This window comes from Pseudorhodobacter ferrugineus DSM 5888 (assembly GCF_000420745.1).
Classification (GTDB): domain Bacteria; phylum Pseudomonadota; class Alphaproteobacteria; order Rhodobacterales; family Rhodobacteraceae; genus Pseudorhodobacter; species Pseudorhodobacter ferrugineus.
Window position 1 is genome coordinate 28,363 of the sequence record NZ_ATVN01000007.1, and the last position, 17,663, is coordinate 46,025.

At 58.0% G+C, this 17,663-nt stretch carries 15 protein-coding genes; 7 read left to right on the forward strand and 8 right to left on the reverse strand.

Annotated elements, in window-relative coordinates; genetic code table 11:
• Positions 1 to 68: 68 nt before the first annotated feature.
• From G560_RS0107840 to G560_RS0107855, 4 genes are all read left to right on the forward strand, one after another.
• Positions 69 to 728, forward strand: a complete 660-nt coding sequence (locus G560_RS0107840; RefSeq protein ID WP_022703766.1) for an alpha/beta hydrolase — start codon at positions 69 to 71, stop codon at positions 726 to 728.
• 3 nt (positions 729 to 731) lie between these two features.
• Complete coding sequence (locus tag G560_RS0107845) at positions 732 to 998, forward strand: hypothetical protein (RefSeq protein WP_022703767.1); 267 nt, start codon at positions 732 to 734, stop codon at positions 996 to 998.
• Positions 995 to 2,140: an HD domain-containing protein gene (locus G560_RS0107850; protein WP_022703768.1), complete on the forward strand. Its 1,146-nt coding sequence runs from the start codon at positions 995 to 997 to the stop codon at positions 2,138 to 2,140. The genes G560_RS0107845 and G560_RS0107850 overlap by 4 nt, the downstream gene beginning before the upstream one ends.
• 131 nt (positions 2,141 to 2,271) lie before the next feature.
• Entirely contained in the window at positions 2,272 to 3,486 is a 1,215-nt protein-coding gene (locus G560_RS0107855; RefSeq protein ID WP_022703769.1) for an NADP-dependent isocitrate dehydrogenase, read from the forward strand.
• A 114-nt stretch (positions 3,487 to 3,600) separates the two neighbouring features.
• Here the strand turns inward: G560_RS0107855 and G560_RS0107860 are convergent, their stop codons facing one another.
• A complete protein-coding gene (locus tag G560_RS0107860; RefSeq protein ID WP_022703770.1) occupies positions 3,601 to 4,413 on the reverse strand; it encodes an FkbM family methyltransferase in 813 nt (270 codons plus the stop codon).
• 175 nt (positions 4,414 to 4,588) lie between these two features.
• On the opposite strand from G560_RS0107860, the gene typA reads away from it, so the two are divergent.
• A complete protein-coding gene (typA, locus tag G560_RS0107865; protein WP_022703771.1) occupies positions 4,589 to 6,406 on the forward strand; it encodes a translational GTPase TypA in 1,818 nt (605 codons plus the stop codon).
• Positions 6,407 to 6,478: 72 nt separating this feature from the next.
• On the opposite strand, the gene G560_RS20275 is transcribed toward typA, so the two are convergent.
• The 6 genes from G560_RS20275 to G560_RS0107895 form a co-directional block, all read right to left on the reverse strand.
• Positions 6,479 to 7,123 carry a hypothetical protein gene (locus G560_RS20275; protein ID WP_022703772.1) on the reverse strand — a complete coding sequence of 215 codons (645 nt, stop codon included), beginning with the start codon at positions 7,121 to 7,123 and terminating at the stop codon, positions 6,479 to 6,481.
• Positions 7,124 to 7,182: 59 nt separating this feature from the next.
• Positions 7,183 to 7,977, reverse strand: coding sequence for a class II glutamine amidotransferase (locus G560_RS0107875; RefSeq protein ID WP_022703773.1), 795 nt, complete (start codon positions 7,975 to 7,977; stop codon positions 7,183 to 7,185).
• Between the two features lie 200 nt (positions 7,978 to 8,177).
• The gene (locus G560_RS0107880; RefSeq protein ID WP_022703774.1) at positions 8,178 to 8,468 is read right to left on the reverse strand and encodes a DUF1330 domain-containing protein; all 291 of its coding nucleotides are present in this window, start codon (positions 8,466 to 8,468) and stop codon (positions 8,178 to 8,180) included.
• A gap of 1 nt (position 8,469) precedes the next feature.
• Entirely contained in the window at positions 8,470 to 11,127 is a 2,658-nt protein-coding gene (gene alaS / locus G560_RS0107885) for an alanine--tRNA ligase (RefSeq protein WP_022703775.1), read from the reverse strand.
• A gap of 141 nt (positions 11,128 to 11,268) precedes the next feature.
• On the reverse strand, positions 11,269 to 12,345 hold the full coding sequence (gene recA / locus G560_RS0107890) for a recombinase RecA (protein WP_022703776.1): 1,077 nt from the start codon (positions 12,343 to 12,345) through the stop codon (positions 11,269 to 11,271).
• 248 nt (positions 12,346 to 12,593) lie between these two features.
• A complete protein-coding gene (locus tag G560_RS0107895; RefSeq protein ID WP_022703777.1) occupies positions 12,594 to 13,688 on the reverse strand; it encodes a DUF6456 domain-containing protein in 1,095 nt (364 codons plus the stop codon).
• Between the two features lie 219 nt (positions 13,689 to 13,907).
• On the opposite strand from G560_RS0107895, the gene G560_RS18790 reads away from it, so the two are divergent.
• The gene (locus G560_RS18790; RefSeq protein WP_022703778.1) at positions 13,908 to 14,270 is read left to right on the forward strand and encodes a DUF6477 family protein; all 363 of its coding nucleotides are present in this window, start codon (positions 13,908 to 13,910) and stop codon (positions 14,268 to 14,270) included.
• 5 nt (positions 14,271 to 14,275) lie between these two features.
• Here G560_RS18790 and G560_RS0107905 read toward each other — a convergent pair whose 3' ends face one another.
• Positions 14,276 to 15,817 (reverse strand): trimethylamine methyltransferase family protein, encoded by a 1,542-nt coding sequence (locus G560_RS0107905; RefSeq protein ID WP_022703779.1) that lies wholly within the window; start codon positions 15,815 to 15,817, stop codon positions 14,276 to 14,278.
• A 263-nt stretch (positions 15,818 to 16,080) separates the two neighbouring features.
• On the opposite strand from G560_RS0107905, the gene guaA reads away from it, so the two are divergent.
• Positions 16,081 to 17,637 (forward strand): glutamine-hydrolyzing GMP synthase, encoded by a 1,557-nt coding sequence (guaA, locus tag G560_RS0107915; protein WP_022703781.1) that lies wholly within the window; start codon positions 16,081 to 16,083, stop codon positions 17,635 to 17,637.
• Positions 17,638 to 17,663 lie beyond the last annotated feature (26 nt).

Sequence of the window (17,663 nt, forward strand, 5' to 3'; positions counted from 1 at the left end):
AACCGTTCTAAATATGTGGCCCCGCTTTGTCCATCAAAGCCGCCACAGGAAAGTGACAAGGCCATACGATGCCCGAAGTGATTTTTGCCGGCCCCGAAGGCCGCCTCGAAGGCCGTTACCATCCCCAAAAGGAACGCGACGCCCCCATCGCCATTGTATTGCACCCGCATCCGCAATTCGGCGGCACGATGAACAACAAGGTCGTGTATAACCTGCACTATGCCTTTTACAAAATGGGCTTTACGGTACTACGCTTCAACTTCCGTGGCGTAGGCCGGTCCCAAGGCGAGTACGACCAAGGCATTGGCGAGCTCTCCGACGCGGCATCCGCCCTTGATTACCTGCAATCGATGAACCAGAACTCGAAACATTGTTGGGTCGCAGGCTTTTCCTTCGGCGCATGGATCGGGATGCAGCTTTTGATGCGCCGCCCTGAAATCACCGGCTTTATCTCCGTCTCGCCCCCCGCCAATATGTACGACTTTTCCTTCCTCGCACCCTGCCCCTCCTCGGGTCTGGTGATCAACGGCACCGCCGATAAGGTGGCCCCGCCCAAAGATACCGTCAGCCTTGTGAACAAGCTGCACGAGCAAAAGGGTATCACCGTCACCCATACCCAGATCGAAGGGGCGGATCACTTCTTCAAAGACGAAGAGACCCATATGAACCCGATGATCGACACGGTCACAGGTTACGTGCGCCGCCGCATCACCGAACAAACGAGGTAAGCCATGAGCGTTGTCGAAGATCTGGGCGATGCGCTGGCAAAATCGACGCTAGAGGCGATGGAGCATATCGACGACGACCGCTTTTACGAAAAGGTCGGGCGGGTGATCGAATCCTCCTCGCCCACCTTGCTCGAGGCGTATATGACCGCGATCCGCGTGCGTTTGGCCGAACGGCGCGCGCGCGTGTTTTTGGACAAAGCGCTGGCCGCGGCCAAATCCGGCACCGCCGCCCCCGAAGCCCCCAAAGATTATTCGGCAGGCGGGCATTGAGCCGGTTAGACCAGCAATTTGCCTTCCTGAACGAATCGGACCGCCTGAAATCCGTGATCCGCGCCAACGCTTTGCTGGACGGATCACGGTCTGAAAACAGCGCCGAACACAGCTGGCACGTGGCGCTTTGGGCGCTGGTGTTTGCTGACCATGCCAGCCCGGATGCCAACATAAACCGCGCCATCCACATGCTGCTGCTGCACGATTTGGTCGAAATCGACGCAGGCGACCACCCGATCCATTTGCCCAACGTGGGCCAAGCCGAGGCAGAGACAAAAGCCGCGAAGCGGCTTTTTGGCTTGCTGCCGCCTGACGCCGGCCAAATCATGCACCAGCTTTGGCTGGAATTTGAGTCCGGCAAAACCGCCACGGCACGTTACGCCAAGGCCGTCGACCACGCGCAACCGCTTTTTCAGGTGCTGATGTCGGCCTCCCCACGGCCCGATCATGTCGACATCGTGCGCCAAAACCTTGCCACAGGCCGTGCCGCCGACTTGCACAGCCGCTGGCCCGCAGCCCACGGTGCCGCGACAGCCTTGCTGGCGGGCAAGCCCTTGGAACCCACTGCCTTTACCCAAGGCCTGACCTTTCTGGCCCAAGCGGATGCGCTGAAATCCGTCACCCGCGCGACCACGCTGTGCGATGCCTCCCGCTTTGAAAATTCGGCCGAACATTCCTGGCACATAGCCCTTTACGCCCTCATCCTAGCCGATCAGGCCCATACGCAGGTCGATATTGCCCGCGTCATCCAAATGCTCTTGCTGCATGATCTGGTCGAAATCGACGTGGGCGATGTGCCGATCCATTCGGCGGATGGCAAGGCCCATGCCTCAGCGGGTATCCAAGCTGCCGAAGCAAAAGCAGCCGAACGCATTTTCGGATTACTTCTCAAAGGATTAGGCAACACTCTTCATGCATTGTGGCAAGAGTTTGAGGCCAACCTCACCCCGTCCGCACAATTCGCCAAATCCCTCGACCGCGTCCAGCCCGTCATGCAAAACATCCAATGTGGCGGCGGCTCTTGGGCCACCTATAACGTGACCTTCGCCCAGCTGGAAACCCGCGTCGGTGCGAAAATCGCTAATGGCGCGCCGCGGCTTTGGCCTTACGTTCGCACCAGCGCCCTTCCCTTTTTCGAATAGCCCGCGCCCCCCAAACGCATTCCTAAAATGCTCGACATCCACACGGTATACAATTGCATACCGCCCTAGTCAAACCCCACCCCTTCCGCTATAAACGCCGCAACCCGAATCCCCATAAAAAGGCGTGACCCATGACCAAGATCAAAGTCGCAAATCCCATTGTCGAACTCGACGGCGATGAAATGACCCGGATCATCTGGGATTTCATCAAGCAAAAACTGATCTTGCCCTATCTCGATGTCGATCTGAAATACTACGACTTGGGGATCGAGGAGCGTGACCGCACCGATGACCAGATCACCATTGACGCAGCCCATGCCATCCAGAAATACGGCGTCGGCGTGAAATGCGCGACCATCACCCCCGATGAACAACGGGTCGAAGAATTCGGCCTAAAACAAATGTGGCGCAGCCCGAATGGCACGATCCGCAACATCCTTGGCGGCGTGATTTTTCGCGAACCGATCATCTGCCAAAACGTGCCGCGCCTTGTGCCGGGCTGGACAAGGCCCATCGTCGTGGGCCGCCACGCCTTTGGCGACCAATACCGCGCCACCGATTTCCGCTTTCCGGGGGCTGGCAAGCTGACGATGAAATTCGTCGGCGACGATGGCACCGTGATTGAAAAAGACGTCTATTCCGCTGAATCTTCGGGCGTTTTCATGGGCATGTACAACATCGACAGCTCGATCATCGACTTTGCCCGCTCGTCGCTGAATTACGGGTTGCTCAAGGGCTGGCCCGTGTATCTGTCAACCAAAAACACCATCCTCAAGGCCTATGATGGCCGCTTCAAGGACCTGTTCCAAAAGGTCTATGAGGAGGAATTTGAAGCCGAATTCAAAAAGGCCGGCATCCACTACGAACACCGCCTGATCGACGATATGGTCGCCAGCGCCATGAAATGGTCGGGCGGCTATGTCTGGGCCTGCAAAAACTATGACGGCGATGTGCAGTCCGATACTGTCGCCCAAGGTTTCGGCTCGCTGGGCCTGATGACAAGCGTGTTGATGACCCCCGATGGCAAAACGGTCGAGGCCGAGGCGGCGCACGGCACCGTCACCCGCCACTACCGCCAGCATCAGGCAGGCAAGGAAACCTCGACCAACTCCATCGCGTCGATTTTCGCATGGACAGGTGGTCTAAAGCACCGCGCCAAGCTGGATGATAACGATGCCCTCGCCAAATTCGCCGCCACCTTGGAAAAGGTCACGGTCGATGCGGTCGAAGATGGCCATATGACCAAAGATCTGGCCTTGCTCGTCGGCCCCGATCAAAAATGGCTTACCACGATGGGCTATTTGGAAAAGGTCGATGACTACCTGAACAAGGCCCTAAAGGGCTAACGACGTAGGGCCCCACCATCCGGTCGGGGCCCATTTCAATGCGCGCGATTTCATCTTTGCAAAAATACTCAAAGACGATGCTTCGGCAAGATCACCCGTCGAGCTTATGCGCGCTCACGCCGCCCGGAACAAAAAGTCGTTCCGCGCCAGTTTCTCGGCCACATAGCCAAAACCTGCCAAAAACGCCGCCGTTTCCTCGAACGCATCATCGCGTTGCAACAACTCGACCCAAAGCGCGGGCTTGCGCTGTTCCAAAATCCCGACAGCACCTTGCAGAACCGGAATTTGCATCCCTTCCACATCAATCTTGATCAGGTCCAGCTTGGCGACATCGGCCTTGGTCAACACCATATCCAACGTGGTCATAGGCACACCCCCATGCGCTGCCACCTCAAACGAGGTGCCACCCAGATTGCGGGTGTTGAACTGCACCATTTGGCCCTGCCCCGCCTCGGCCCCCACCAAAGAATGATGCGTCACCACGCGCTTTTCCAACCCATTCAGCGCGATGTTGGCCTGCAACGTCGCATGGCAATGTGCTTGGGGCTCGAACGCAATCACTTTGGCCGCGCCCATAATGCTGGCAAAATACACCGTATGGTTGCCGATATTGGCGCCCACATCACACACAACCGACTTAGGCCCCACGACCCCCATCTCGGCAACCTTCGCCAAAATCTTGGCCTCATAAAACCCGCGGGTTTGCACAATCACCCCTTGCACGAAATCATCCACAGCATCCGGCAGGCTCATGGCAATGCGCTGCATATTCGGCGCGTTGAACCGCAAAATATGCCCGTCTTCCAACAATGCCACCCGCTGCAAATGCAGTTGCGCCGTCATCACGCGCAGCATTTGGTCCAACGTCTCGCGCGTGGCCGCCAATTCTTCCGCCACATTCGGGTCGGTTTTCACCGCTTCGGCCATAGGGTACCCCACGTATCAATTCCCACAAATCCTATAGGCCCTCGTCCCCCAAGCAAAGCCGCAAACCCACTCATCCCCACTAAATGCAGGAGTTTCGCAAGGTTCCTCTAGTATTTCCCGCGCGCCTCCTGTATCGCCGCGCCAACCCTAATGATTTGAAAAAGAGATCTCTCCGATGGAGCTTCGCAACATCGCCATTATCGCACACGTCGACCATGGCAAAACCACCCTCGTCGACGAGCTGCTGAAACAATCCGGCACCTACCGCGACAATCAGGCCACAACCGAACGCGCGATGGACAGCAATGACATCGAACGCGAACGCGGCATCACGATTCTCGCCAAGGCGACCTCCGTCGAATGGGGCGGCATGCGCATCAACATCGTCGACACCCCCGGCCACGCCGATTTCGGCGGTGAAGTCGAACGCATCCTGAACATGGTTGACGGTGTTGTCCTGCTGGTCGACGCCGCCGAAGGCCCGATGCCCCAAACCAAATTCGTGACCTCCAAGGCGCTGGCCCTCGGCCTTCGCCCCATCGTGGTGCTGAACAAGGTCGATAAGCATGATGCCGAACCCGACCGCGCGCTGGACGAATGTTTCGACCTCTTCGCCAACCTCGGCGCCGATGATAAACAACTCGACTTCCCGCACCTCTATGCCTCGGGCCGCGCTGGCTGGGCCGATACCGAACTTGATGGCCCGCGCAAAGACCTGAACGCCCTGTTCGAACTGATCGTAAAGCACGTGCCTGCCCCAACGCAGGTTGCCAAAGCTGCCGAACCGTTCAAAATGCTGGCCACCACCTTGTCGGCTGACGCTTTTATCGGCCGCATCCTGACAGGCCGTGTCGAATCCGGCACGCTGAAAGTCGGCGAGCAGATCAAGGCTTTGTCGCGCAACGGTGACAAAATCGAACAGTTCCGCGTCACCAAAATCCTTGCGTTCCGCGGCCTTGGCCAACAACCGATTGAAGAGGCCGTTGCAGGCGATATCGTCACCATCGCAGGCATGACCAAGGCGACCGTGGCCGATACCTTGTGCGACCTGTCGGTGGATGAGGCGATCGAGGCGCAGCCTATCGACCCGCCAACCATCACTGTCACCTTCGGCATCAACGACAGCCCGCTGGCTGGCAAAGATGGCACCAAGGTGCAGTCGCGCATCATCCGCAAGCGTTTGATGGACGAAGCCGAAACCAACGTCGCGATCAAAATCGCCGACACCCCCGGCGGTGAAGCGTTCGAAGTGTCGGGCCGTGGTGAACTCCAGATGGGCGTGTTGATTGAAAACATGCGCCGCGAAGGGTTTGAACTTTCCATCTCGCGCCCCCGCGTTATCTTCAAAGAAGAAAACGGCCAGCGGATGGAGCCTGTGGAAGAAGTCACCATCGACGTTGATGATGAATATTCCGGCGCCGTTATCGAAAAGCTGACCGGCGAGCGCAAAGGCGATCTGGTTGAAATGAAGCCTGCGGGCGTCGGCAAAACCCGCATCGTGGCCCACGTGCCATCGCGCGGTCTGATCGGCTATCACGGCCAGTTCCTGACCGACACCCGCGGCACGGGCGTTTTGAACCGCTTGTTCCACGGCTGGACCGAACACAAAGGCCCGATCCAGGGTCGCCGCCAAGGCGTTCTGATCAGCATGGAAAATGGTGTGTCCGTCTCCTACGCTTTGTGGAAGCTCGAAGATCGCGGCAAATTCTTTATCGGCGCGCAGGAAGCCGTTTACCAAGGCATGATCCTTGGCGAACACTCCCGCGACAACGATCTGGAGATCAACCCGCTCAAGGGCAAACAGCTGACCAACGTCCGCGCATCGGGCACCGATGAAGCCGTGCGCCTGACAACCCCGGTCCGTATGTCGCTGGAAGAATCCATCGCCTATATCGCCGATGATGAATTGGTCGAAGTCACGCCCAAAAACATCCGCATGCGCAAACGCTACCTCGACCCGCATGAGCGCAAACGCCATTCGCGTTCGGCGTAAAAGATTAAAGCCCGCTCGGTTGAGCGGGCTTTTTTAATGTCCGGCGTCGGGCTGTACCAAATCTCGCGCGGCTTAACGCTTATCCATCTCGTCGTGACTCTCAGGCGGCGGCAGTAATGCCAGAAACCGCGCCAAAACCATCACCGTCATGAATATCCCAACAAAGCTGTGGACCGTCAGCACCACCATACCCAAGGCACTTTTCGCTTGGCTGGTTTCCGGTGTAAAAGAAATCATCATCAGCAGGCTTTCGCGAAATATCGCAAAGAAACCCAAATCGCTGGATGGCAACACGACATCACCCGAACGGTAGAAAAACGTGTAAGTAACGCCGAACCAGCACAGCATTTCAAAATAATTATGCAGCAGCAAGATAACCAGCCGCCGAAAGCTGCGAACCTTATAGGGAATGCCGCTCTTAAAGGCGCGGTACTGATCAAAAAGTAACACATTGATTTGATAGATCACGGTTTCTAAAACCCGAAATCCGCCATAGATTACCAGTCCTTTCAGCAAAAGTGTAACTGGCTCTGCAATATTGATGCTGGCAACCACAAGCGTCAGCAGGGCCAAAGCGGTATGAAACAGCACATACGCCTCGACAAAACCATAGCTGACCTTCGCCCCAAAGACGGCACGCAGCACGCTAAAGACAGACAGTTTCCCCAGAATACCAAAAACTCTTGACCAAAATTCAACTAGCCAGCTGTCACTCACAATCTGAATCCTATTCTGTTGTCTTCATTCAGGCCGCTTGGCCCTTTATGCTGCGCAGCCTACGCTGCCACCGCCACCCCAAGCGGCGCAAAGGGTTTCATCTCCACCCGGTCGCCTTCAAAGGTACAAAACATCCCTGCAGGCACCAATTCCCAATCCGCCTCATCTGTTTCCAGCGGTTCAGACACCACCGCGCGCCCCTGATGCGTTTCCGACCAGCGGTGATACAGCGTCGGCGCTTTGTCATCGGTGGCATAGCGCACGGCATAGAGCTTTTTGCCGTCCGAAAACGCCGCCGTCATGCGGATATGCGGTGCTGCGCCCCGTGTGCGGCTCAACGCTTCAAACCGTGCCGTCGCCCGTTCCAACGCGCCGCAGGGGTCATCATTCATCCCTTCCGACAGCGCCACCAAAAACAACGCCTCGCTATCCGTCGCCCCGCGCCGCGCGCCATAATAGTCATCCGGTATCATCATGTCGCCGCAGCGGCGGAAATGCTCAAACCCGCCGACCTGCCCGTTATGCATGAACGACCATTGCTGATAGGTAAACGGGTGGCAGTTATTGCGGCTGGTTGCCGTACCGGTCGACGCGCGCACATGGCTTAGAAACAGCCCCGACCGCACCTGCTGCACAATGCTTTTCAAATTGCAGTCCGACCACGCGGGGGAAACATCGCGGTATTGCCCCGGCTCCGCCCGCCCGTCATACCACGCCAGCCCAAACCCGTCGGCGTTGATCGCCGATTTGCATTCGGTCGCGCAATGGCTTTGATGGATAAGCGAATGCTTGGGGCGGCTGACCACCTCTTCCAGAAAAATCGGTTTGCCAATATAGGCGGCCCAACGGCACATGGTTTGCTCCTGCCTGCAAAATGGCGGTCTTTGCCGCCCTATGCTGGCATCATAGCGTAAAGAAAGCGTTTGTGCAGTAGGGTTTTTTGCAGGAAAAAACCCGCAAACGCGGGTTAATTTCAGGTTAACAAAAAACGAGATATCATTTTAGATCAAGTGTTTACACAAATGTCCGCGCGCGAACACATCAGGGCAAAGGCCTATTCGGCCTCCTCCAACACCATCAAATCGCGAATGCTCGCCCCCTTCGCATGGGCAAGGGCCGCCTGATATTCGGGTGAATGATAGCATGCCACCCCCGCCTCAAGGCTCGGAAAACGAGCCACAACATTGCGGGCCCTGTCCTTGCCTTCCAGCTGAACATAGCGCCCGCCACGGGCCAGAAAAACGCCCCCATGCGCGGTAATTGCAGGCCCCGCAAGGGCGGCATATTTGCCATAGGCCTCCGCATCCGTCACCTCAACATGGGCAATCCAAAGGGCTGTCGGCATATCAGTTTCCTCCCAAAAGGGCTTCAACAGCGGCAATTGCCGCCTCGGCCCCGGCAATATCAACACCACCCGCTTGCGCCATATCAGGGCGCCCCCCGCCACCTTTGCCACCCAAAGCAGTCGCCGCCACCTTGACCAGATCCACGGCAGACACCTTGCCCAGCATATCAGCCGTAACCCCCGCCGCCACAGCAGGTTTCGCGCCCGTATCGGCAATCAAAAGCACAGCGCCGGACCCGATCCGCGCCTTCATCTCATCAATCAGGCCCGGCAAATCCTTGCCCGACACGCCGGTCAAAACCTGCGCGATCAGTTTGACCCCGTTGATCTCATTGATCTCCGGCCCCGCCGCAGACCCGCCCATCGCCAGCTCGCGGCGCAATTGGGCCACTTCATTTTCCAGCTTGCGACGCTCGTCCAGCAAAGATTTCGCTCGACCTGCAAGCTCGGCAGGCGTCACTTTCAACACCGCCGCCACATCGGCCAGATTACCCAACTGCTCTTTCAAATAGGCCAGCGCGCCCTCACCCGTCAGCGCCTCGATCCGCCGCACGCCTGCCGAAGAAGCGGAATCGCCCAGCAAAACAAACAGCCCAATCTCGCCCAAACGGCCCACATGGGTGCCGCCGCACAGCTCCAACGAATAGGTCCGCCCGTCCGCACCTTTACCGGAACCATCTTGAAGGCCCATAGATACGACGCGCACCTCGTCGCCGTATTTTTCACCAAACAAGGCCTGCGCCCCCAAGGCGCGGGCATCATCCGGCGTCATAATACGCGTATCAACCGCGCTGTTTTGGCGGATGTAGGTGTTCACTTCGGCCTCAACCTGCGCCAATTCCATCGTAGACAGCCCCTGCCCATGGCTGAAATCAAACCGCAAACGGTCCGGTGCATTCAAGGAACCACGCTGCGAAACATGATCGCCAAGCGCGCGGCGCAGCGCCTCGTGCAGCAAATGGGTAGCGGAATGGTTGGCGCGAATTGCAGCGCGACGGGTATGATCGACCGTCAGAGTCGCTCCTTGGCCCTTGGAAATCTCACCCTCCACCACCTCGGCCATATGGATAAACAGCCCTTGGCCCTTTTTCGTGTCCGTAATCCGTGCGTGCCCCGTGGCGGTTTTCAACACGCCTTCGTCACCCACCTGCCCACCCGATTCCGCGTAAAACGGCGTTTGGTTCAAGATGATTTGCACCGTGTCGCCCTTGGCCGCCTTTGCGGTCTCCGCACCCGACGCGACCAGCGCCAGCACCTGCCCTTCGGCGGTTTCGGTATCATAGCCCAAAAATTCCGTGGCCCCATGCGCCTCGGCCAGATCGAACCAGATCGCGGCATCCTTGGTTTCGCCCGACCCAGACCAGCTTGCCCGCGCCTTAGCCTTTTGCTCGGCCATCGCCGCCTCAAACCCACCTGTATCAACCGCGCGGCCCTTTTCGCGCAGCGCGTCTTGGGTCAGATCCAGCGGGAAACCGTAGGTGTCATAGAGCTTGAACGCCGCCGCACCCGGCAGGTTCGCGCCTTCGGGAATCTTGGACAGTTCGTCATCCAGCAGCTTCAAACCGCGGTCCAGCGTCTGGCGGAAACGGGTTTCTTCCAGACGCAAGGTTTCCTCGATCATCGCTTTTGCGCGGGTCAGTTCTGGATAAGCCGCCCCCATCTGGCGCACCAAAGCAGGAACCAAGCGGTGCATCACCGGATCTTGCGCACCCAACTGGTGGGCGTGGCGCATCGCGCGGCGCATGATGCGGCGCAACACATACCCCCGCCCTTCGTTCGACGGCATAACCCCATCGGCAATCAGAAAGGATGTCGAGCGGAGATGGTCCGCGATCACGCGGTGGTGCGTCTTGCCGGGACCATCGGGATCGGAACTGGTCGCATGGGCCGACGCCTCAATCAAGCTGCGCATCAGGTCGGTGTCGTAGTTGTCGTGCTTGCCTTGCAACAACGCGCCAATCCGTTCCAGCCCCATGCCCGTATCGATGCTTTGCTTGGGCAAAGGCGTCATCGAACCATCGGCATGCTGTTCATTTTGCATAAAGACGAGGTTCCAGATTTCGATAAACCGGTCGCCATCCTGATCGGCAGACCCAGGAGGGCCGCCCCAGATTTTATCGCCATGGTCAAAGAAAATTTCCGTGCATGGCCCGCAAGGCCCCGTCGGCCCCATGCGCCAAAAGTTGTCGTCGGTGGCGATGCGGATGATCCGGTCATCGGGCAGTCCCGCAACCTTTTTCCACAGGTTCGCCGCCTCGTCATCATTGTGGTATACCGTGACCAACAGCTTGTCCTTGGGAATGTCGAAATCGCGGGTCAACAGCTCCCACGCAAAGGGGATCGCATCCGATTTGAAATAGTCGCCAAAGCTAAAATTGCCCAGCATTTCAAAGAACGTGTGGTGCCGCGCGGTATAACCCACGTTGTCCAGATCATTGTGCTTGCCGCCCGCCCGCACGCATTTTTGCGCCGATGTCGCGCGCACATAATCGCGCTGCTCGACCCCTGTAAAACAGTTCTTGAACTGCACCATTCCCGAGTTGGCGAACATCAATGTCGGGTCGTTGCGCGGCACCAAAGGGCTGCTGTCGACGACGCGGTGGCCATTGCGGTCGAAGTAGTCAAGAAAGGTCGAGCGGATATCGTTGAGCGATGGCATAAGGCGGCCCCTAATCACAGGAATAGCGTTTTCGTCTTTCGTTTAACGGGGCGCGGCAAGACTGTCCATAACGCTGTGATCCGACATGCAAAAGGCCGGGGGTTTGATGCCCCCGGCCTTCGTTCGTTTTCAGCGATAGGATCAGTCGTCCAGCAAGGCGTCGCTGCTGGCCACGCCGTCTTCCATGTGGAAATCCAAGCCGTGCGAAGACCGGATCTTGTCCTCAATCTCTTGCGCGATACCGGGGTTGGATTTCAGGAAAGTTTTGGCATTTTCACGCCCCTGCCCGATCCGTTCATCGCCGTAGGAATACCAAGAACCCGACTTTTCAACGACGCCGGTTTTCACCCCCAAATCGACCAATTCGCCGGTTTTGGAAATGCCTTCGCCGTACATGATATCGAATTCCACCTGCTTGAAGGGTGGCGCCACTTTGTTTTTTACAACCTTCACGCGGGTCGAGTTGCCGACAACTTCATCCCGATCCTTGATCGCACCAATGCGGCGAATGTCCAAACGCACCGACGCATAGAACTTTAGCGCATTGCCGCCCGTGGTGGTTTCAGGGCTGCCGAACATCACGCCGATTTTCATGCGGATCTGGTTGATGAACACCACCATGCAGTTGCTGCGCCCGATGGACGCGGTCAATTTGCGCATCGCCTGGCTCATCAAACGGGCCTGGCTGCCCATCTGCATATCGCCCATATCGCCTTCGATTTCAGACTTTGGCACCAAAGCCGCAACCGAATCGACCACGATAATGCTGACAGCGCCAGACCGGACCAGCGTGTCGACAATCTCCAACGCCTGCTCGCCGGTATCAGGCTGGCTAATCAACAGCTCATCCAAATTCACGCCCAGCTTTTTGGCATATTGCGGGTCCAGTGCGTGTTCGGCATCCACAAAGGCGCAAACCCCGCCTTTTTTCTGCATTTCGGCCACCACATGCAGCGTCAACGTAGTCTTGCCCGAACTTTCCGGCCCGTAAATCTCGATAATCCGGCCTTGCGGCAAGCCGCCGATTCCCAGCGCAATGTCAAGGCCAAGCGACCCCGTCGATGTCGCCTCCACATCCATAACGGCGTTTTCGGACCCCAGCTTCATGATCGAGCCTTTGCCGAATTGCCGTTCAATCTGTGCCAATGCGCTTTCCAGCGCCTTTGCCTTATCCATCTCGCGTTTCCCGTTCAGATCCAAAAGGTTTGCCGTCGCCATATCACTGCCTCTTTATTTCACAGCCGCAGACGCGCGGCAATCACGGTATTTGTTCTCGCCTTGTTCTCACAAGTTACAGAATAAAACAAGAACATTTAAAACAATTTTTCAACAGTGAGGATATATGATCCCTCTGCCGCCGCGATTACCCCTGACTTGGTTCATCGCCGCCCCTTATCGCTATCCAACATTGGTTAATGTTCTCTAAAGATCAGAAAACTGACGAAAATGGCCCAAGCCCGTAAAACCTAACCAATCAGCGGCCCATGCTTGCCGTAAGCCGCTTCATAATGCAGGCGCAGGCGTTGCAGGGCGATGCGCAGCACAATCTTGCCCGAGCGCGCCGACCAGCCCATCCGCTTTTCGGCAACCTCCAGCCCCTCCAGAAAACAACAGCAGCGCAGCACCATGTCGCCCAAGCCCGGCCCCAAATCTCGCAACGCCAGCGACACCCGGTCGCGCGCATCGAGCGCGCCGCCCTTTGCATCGCCGGACCCAAAACTGCGGTCACTGCCCGTCAAGAACCGCTCCCAATTCTGGGTCACGCGCGGGCCCATCTGCGCCAGTTCAAAATCCATCCGCAATTGCTCCGCCGCCGCCACCAATTCGGTCGACAAAAACGGCTTGCCATCACGGTCGCGCCGCCGTGCCAACACCTGCACAGGGCTTTCAGTCGCGTTATAACGCACACGGCGCTCCTCGGCCTCGTCGCCCTCGGCCCATGCCCGCTCGGCGCCCGCAAAGCCCGCTGGTGCCTCTGCCAGCCCCGCCACCTCGTCCCCGCCCATCCGTTTCAGCGCCGCCCGCCCTGCGCCGGTGATCACATAAGTCGAAACCCGCCCCGGTTTTGGGCAGTTAATCCAGTCTTGCAACGCGAATGCCTGCGCGACGGTTCGATCAATCACCGCCAAGCGCAAGGTCCGCCCATCGGCAAAACTGCGCAGCACGGCGGCCTTTTCCATATCAGGGGCAATCGCCAGCACCGTATCCGCCTCGGCCAAACGCCGCAAAACCCTGCGCCCTTCGCGCATCAAAGTGGCCTCATCAATCGCGACATTCACAGATCTTACTGGGGCGGTCATGGTCTGGGCATCCTTCCGGCTTGGGTTGCATGGCATCGTTTCCTGCACCCGCCCAAGCGCTGACAGCGCCTCATCCACCAAAGGATCATCGCGGCGGCTTTCATAGCGGCGCACCTGACGCATAACGGTTGACGCATGGCAGCCTTCACGCTTTGCCAATTGCCGCAAGGAAACCCCTTGTTCCGTATGATCAAGATACAGGCGTACCGCATCCGGCAGCCATGCAGGCAGCGAGAAATCCGAACTCAGGTTTGATCGCATATCGATGTCCTGTGCCGCCCCTACCGAGCTTTTGGTCCAAACTTGGACATTTTCAACTCTGGATAGCATTGGTTACATGTCCGTTAATATCTTCGCTTTCACCGATAATTGTTTCCAAATCATAAACAAATACGAAAGCAGCGCGCGCTGAATCCGAAAGTGACGCAACGCTAGGTTGTATCAATGCAACATCCCGTCAGTCATTTATCGGAGAACAAAATGTCAGATATCAGCACCCTACTCGCCAATCTTCGCCGCCCACGCCTGCTGATCCGTGCGGCCCGCCACGGCCTGACCGACTATCGCCGTGACCGCGATTTGCGCCGCCTGATCGACACAGCAACGCCCCCCAGCCCCGAATCCGCGTTGAAAAAACTGTTCGATGCCGAAGAACGCACCGAAGAAATCCGCCGCGCAGGCGACGCGGGCTATTCGCTGAACCGCCATGTCGACCTGCTTATCGGATGCTGGCCGAGGCGCGCCTCCTGCGTGGCCCGACCAGCGCCTGAACAGGTCGCAGCCGCTCCAAAACGCAAAAAGGCCCCTCCGCACGGGAAGGGCCTTTTTCTATGTCACTCATAACAGGCTTAGATAAACGCATCCGGCATAGACGCCTTTTTCCGCGCGACATAGTCATCAATCGCATCACGGATACCTTCATCCAGCGCAGGTGCCTGATAATCGCCAATCATCTTGGCCACACGGTTGGCCGCCAGCGTTTCGGTGTCGCGTGCACCTTCCTCGTACCACGTCTCAAACGGTTTATAATCAAACAGTTCCGACCGCCAGAACGCCGATTTAAAGTTCTTTTGCGTATGCTCGCAGCCCAGGAAATGCCCGCCTGGTCCAACCTCGCGCAGCGCATCCATCGCCTGCCCGTTGTCGTCCATCATCACACCTTGCGCCAAGTGATGCAGCGTGCCCAACTGGTCCGCATCCATCACGAACTTCTCGAAAGACGACACAAGGCCACCTTCCAACCAACCACAAGAATGCAGCATAAAGTTCACGCCAGACAGCAGCGCCATATTCAGGCTGTTCGCGGTTTCATAGGCCGCCTGCGCATCCGGCAGTTTTGAGCCGCAGAACGACCCACCCGACCGATACGGCAGGTTCAACCGCCGCGCCAATTGCCCCGCACCATAGGTGATATGCGCAGCCTCCGGCGTCCCGAACGTCGGCGCCCCCGAGTTCATGTCGATCGAGGTCACAAACGCCCCAAAAATTACCGGCGCACCGGCGCGCACCAGCTGGCTATAGGCAACACCGGCCAAAACCTCGGCCAAAACTTGTGTCAAGGTGCCTGCCACCGTCACAGGTGCCATCGCGCCGCCTACGATAAAGGGCGAAATAATCGCCGCCTGCCCTGCCTGCGCATAAACTTCCAACGCGCCCATCATGGTCGAATCGAACGTCAGCGGGCTGTTGATGTTGATCAGGCTGGTCATCACCACGTTTTGATCGACAAAATCGGCCCCGAACAACAGCTTCGACATCTCGACCGAATCTGCCGCACGCTCCGGCTCCGTCACCGACCCCATATAGGGCTTGTCCGACAACACCATATGCGCGCGCAACATGTCCAAATGCCGCTTGTTCACCGGAATATCGGTCGGCTCGCAGACCGTGCCGCCCGAATGGTGCAACCATTTCGACATATAGCCCAGCTTCACGAATTTCTCGAAATCCACCATCGTGGCATAACGCCGCCCGCCTTCACGGTCGCGCACAAAGGGAGGGCCATAAACCGGCGCCAATACCAGATTGCGCCCGCCAATCTCGACATTGCGGTCCGAATTGCGGGCATGCTGGGTAAACATGCTGGGCGCGGTGGAACACAGCTTGCGCGCCAATCCGCGCGGAATATGCACCCGCTCGCCCCGCACATCGGCCCCCGCCGCGCGCCAACGGTCCAACGCCGCCGGATTGTCGACGAAATTCACGCCAATCTCTTCCAACACGGTTTCCGCATTGTACTCGATGATTTGCAGCGCTTCCTCGTTCAAAATCTCGAAATTCGGAATGTTGCGCTGAATGTACTTCGCTACGTCAAAGCTAACAGCCGTCCGCTCTGCCCGCCGCGCCGACCCGCCACCGCCCCGCGCTCTGCGCCCTGCAACTTCATTCATCGCAACATCTCCATGCTTGCCCGCAACACCGCGGCCCATTTGCCGCCTCTTATGCCGCCAAACGCCCTACCTCCACTCCCCATTTCCGTCACATCCCACTCAAAACCGACATTCATCACCCGCACCCAAGCGTCGCGCGCCAACCGCGTTTTCATCTTTGCAAAAATACTCACACCGCCATTGGCCCAAAAGCCCCGCACTGGCGCACAAAGACCCCACCAAACCCCCTTGCTTATCGACCGATCCTTGCTTATTCCCCGCACATGACACATCATGAACGCCTCCTCATCATCGACTTCGGCTCTCAGGTCACGCAGCTTATCGCGCGCCGCCTGCGCGAACTGAACGTCTATTGCGAAATCCACCCCTTCAATAAGGTGACCGATGCTTTCTTGGCCGATTTCGCGCCAAAAGCTGTGATCCTGTCGGGTGGGCCTGCCTCGGTTTTTGCCGATGGCGCGCCAATGCCACCAACCACCGTGTTCACCCTCGGCGTCCCGGTCCTTGGCATCTGCTACGGCCAACAGGTCATGATGCATTGCTTGGGCGGTCATGTAGAACGCGGCCACGGCACCGCCGAATTTGGCCGCGCCTTTGTGACGCCCACAGCCGAAAAACTCTCCATCCTAAACGGCTGGTTCGAAACCGACCGCGAACAGGTCTGGATGTCGCACGGCGATCATGTGTCGCGCCTTGCCCCCGGTTTTGCGGTCTACGGCACCTCGCCCAACGCCCCCTTCGCCATCACCGCCGATGTGTCGCGCAATTTCTACGCCGTGCAGTTTCACCCCGAGGTGCACCACACCCCGAACGGCGCAAAGCTCTATGAAAACTTTGTCCGCCTCGCAGGCTTTACCGGCGACTGGACGATGGAGGCCTACCGCGACCAGGCCATCGCCGCTATCCGCGCCCAAGTCGGCGACAAGCGCGTCATCTGCGGCCTTTCGGGCGGCGTTGACAGCTCCGTCACCGCGATGCTGCTGCACGAGGCAATCGGCGATCAGCTCACCTGCGTTTTCGTCGATCACGGGCTCTTGCGTCAGAACGAGGCTGCCGAAGTCGTCGCCATGTTCCGCGACAATTATAACCTGAACCTGATCCACGCCGACGAATCCGAGCTGTTCTTGGGCAAGCTCGAAGGCGTGTCCGACCCCGAAACCAAGCGCAAAATCATCGGCGGTCTGTTCATCGACGTATTCCAGAAATACGCCAACGGCATTGAGGGCGCGGAATTTCTGGCCCAAGGCACGCTTTACCCCGATGTGATCGAATCCGTCTCCTTCTCCGGCGGCCCGTCCGTCACGATCAAATCCCACCACAATGTCGGCGGCTTGCCCGAAAAGATGGGGTTGAAACTGGTCGAACCCCTGCGCGAATTGTTCAAGGATGAGGTCCGCGTTTTGGGCCGCGAATTGGGCCTGCCCGCCAGCTTTATCGGTCGCCACCCCTTTCCCGGCCCCGGTCTGGCGATCCGTTGCCCCGGCGAGATTACCCGCGAAAAGCTGGAAATCCTGAAAAAGGCCGATGCCGTTTATATCGACCAAATCCGCAAACACGGGCTGTATGATGAGATTTGGCAAGCCTTCGTCGCCATTCTGCCCGTCCGTACCGTCGGCGTGATGGGCGATGGGCGCACCTATGATTTCGCCTGCGCCTTGCGTGCGGTCACTTCCGTTGACGGCATGACCGCCGATTATTACCCCTTCACCCATGACTTCCTTGGTGAAACCGCAACGCGGATTATCAATGAAGTTCAAGGGATTAACCGCGTAACTTACGACATCACATCAAAACCCCCCGGCACGATTGAATGGGAGTGATTTCGGACTCGGCCCGATAGGGCGGG